The following is a 2,699-nucleotide window of genomic DNA, read 5'->3' as shown; positions in this document are numbered from 1 at the left end:
ATCAGTCAACTTTAACCAATTTGTTTCATACTCCCACGTCCTTTTAAAGTCGTCATTGCTCCTTGAGCTTTCAAGCATTTCTCTAAAATCGAAGACATCGGCAAAATTATCATTCGTAACATCATACCTTCCATAGCCCCGAGATTCAGGCCCGATATATTTCAAATAATTAGATTTAAAATCCTTTATAGCACTTACTAATTCCGCTGAACCATTTAGTTTTTCTTCTAAGTACTCTTTTTCAAGGTCTGTAATCGAACCAGTCGCTTCTAAAGTACCAGATTGGTTTATTGATATTCCCCAATTTTTATAGGCCAATGAAGGAGCTTGATTATTTATATCTGAGAGTAATGCATCGTAGGGAGAAAGCATTTTTTCCACAGACTTCGGTACACTCCCACCAGGCATATATAATTCGCCAGTCGCAATACCAAGTTCATACATAAAGTCATCAACCGTTTTAGTCATGTCTATTTTGCTCACGGTCATTGTCAGTGGCTTGCTATATGTTTGATCTAGCTCAGGAGGCCCGCTTTTGTGATATATGTCATCCGCCAACTTTTTCAGCTCAGTATTTAAAAGAGCCTCCCCATCTTTGGGTGATTCGAATGTCACATTTTGATTATTTAGTGGCTGCGGTAAATTTTCAGAAATAACCTTCATAACACGTCCCTGTTTCAGTGATTTGGTTTTATATCGGCCTATTTTTATAATTCTTTAAAGCTGAATTGCTTCTAGATTGATGTTAACTCATCACTGGACATAAACGGTTAAGAAAAGGCTGCGTCAATGAGATCGTTGCCATTTAACTATGTTATTTTAATACTTTGTGTGATTTCTTTATTACTCTCCCACATCAGTCAGGCATCATATTGTGTAGAAATTTAGTAAAAGGCACCACATCAGCATCGATCGATGCGCTTTCTAATGCATCAAGATACGCTGTTCTTTCCGTTACTGGTACCACCGTCCAACGATAACCACCAAGAAGAAAAATAAAATTCATTAGGAATCTACTAGTACGTCCGTTTCCGTCTGGAAATGGGTGTATGTATCCCAAAAATAAATGCCCTAAAACTGCTTTTACTGCGAAGTTGGGTTCACCCACTATAAGCTCTTTCAGTACGTCCATACAATCCATAAGATGTTCGCTTTGTGGTGGCATATGGCGTGATGTCCGAATCATTATCGGCCCCTTTCTGTAGCCAGCAAGATCGCGCTCATTAATGATACCTGCAGTAACACAAGGCTTGAACAGAGAGGTATAAATTTGAGTAATGCTGACATCAATAAGGTATTCCAGATCTAAGTCCTCGGCCCCTTCTCCATGCGCCTCTTGAATCAAGCCACGTAACGCTTGAAAAGCTTCATAATAACCCCGGGCTGCCAGTGCATCTCTTTGTTGTTTGTCTGCTTCTATGTGTTCTGAATCCCATTCGCCATTTGCTACACGGTTAATCAGCTCTTCGGTAACCACGTACCCTTCGATGGATAGGGAGTGATAAGCATCCGATACGTATACCTTATCCATTGAATCAAGATGCTCAATTAGTGGGATATCAAAGAAATCAGAAGATGTCTTATCGAGAAACACCTGCCTTACATCTTCACGCAGTTTTTGCCAAAGCAAACGAACTCGAACAGCCGCCGATGACTCTTGCCTTTTATTTCCAATTTTAATTACCGGCGCTTCAAATGGATTCTCACCATTTATTGGTGATAACCCTGCAGCATTAATGATATTTGTAAGATTTCGTGAATCAGCTTTTCTGCCAATCTCCAGATACGCACCAATCAATCGATTAGCCGACTGAACGTTCTTAGTCACGAGCAAGCTGTCTGCAACAGCATTAACGTCAGATTGTCCAAGTGCGATTTGTACTGCTAAAGGATTAGACCTATAAATTGTTGGAGCTAAGCCGGCCAGAGCAAAATCAAGCGTGAGCACCCGAACACCTTGGTATTCAGTGACGTGAGTAGGCTTACCAGGTGTCTTTATCACCATAAGACTCATGTCATTTGGCAAAACTATGTTTTTTGTTGCCCCCTGACAAGTAAATATAACTAGCTTCTTTGGTAAAGAGTTGTTTGCTGTATGAATATCGATGGATGCCTCCGGGTTTAGCCAGTAATCGTCACCGTATGCTTCTTGCAGGTATTGGCCAACGAACTGCCAAATAGATTCATACCACAAGGCTGACTCACCAGCTTTATCTACCGTTATGTCAGCATCGAACAGGTACCAACCTCGAACTATTTTTTTCAGATACCCCTCTGCCACCAATAAAGTTCGCGTTGTAGGCTTAAGATTACTACTATTAACGATGTTCCCAGCCCTAACTGCAGACGCCTCCCTTAACGCCTCTGCTAGTTTTTCGTTACCGGTTTTTGCCATAACTGTGCCACCTTTTTATAATTCAGTGAGTAAAAATATAACTTTACTACCAGTTACGACTTTAAATAACTTTCAGTTATGGTTTTAGAAAACTTTCAGTTACGAAACAATAGTGGTGGAATATTGCTTCATGAAAGCGATCTTAACAACCCACTGAAACACATTTGGACAGAATGTATGGTACGCCCCGTTTTGCAAGTTAATAACTAAAAATAACGGAGATGGTTTGCGCTAATGTATTCAGAGTCTATTAGAGACTAACATTAGTCCCAGCTCTACGATGAGATCTGCGCCAGATTGTCCT

The 2,699-nt window shown here is 40.5% G+C and carries 1 protein-coding gene and 1 pseudogene; both read right to left on the bottom strand.

What is annotated here, in order from left to right:
- Positions 1–663 (bottom strand): annotated as a pseudogene (locus tag JIG41_RS02965) (hypothetical protein); the annotation flags it as partial.
- A 193-nt stretch (positions 664–856) separates the two neighbouring features.
- Complete coding sequence (locus JIG41_RS02960) at positions 857–2,395, bottom strand: Fic family protein (RefSeq protein ID WP_063529739.1); 1,539 nt, start codon at positions 2,393–2,395, stop codon at positions 857–859.
- Positions 2,396–2,699 lie beyond the last annotated feature (304 nt).

Origin of the sequence: Pseudoalteromonas sp. bablab_jr011 (genome assembly GCF_016464045.1) — a bacterium.
GTDB lineage: Bacteria > Pseudomonadota > Gammaproteobacteria > Enterobacterales > Alteromonadaceae > Pseudoalteromonas > Pseudoalteromonas lipolytica.
This window is presented reverse-complemented; position numbering and strand designations above follow the sequence as displayed.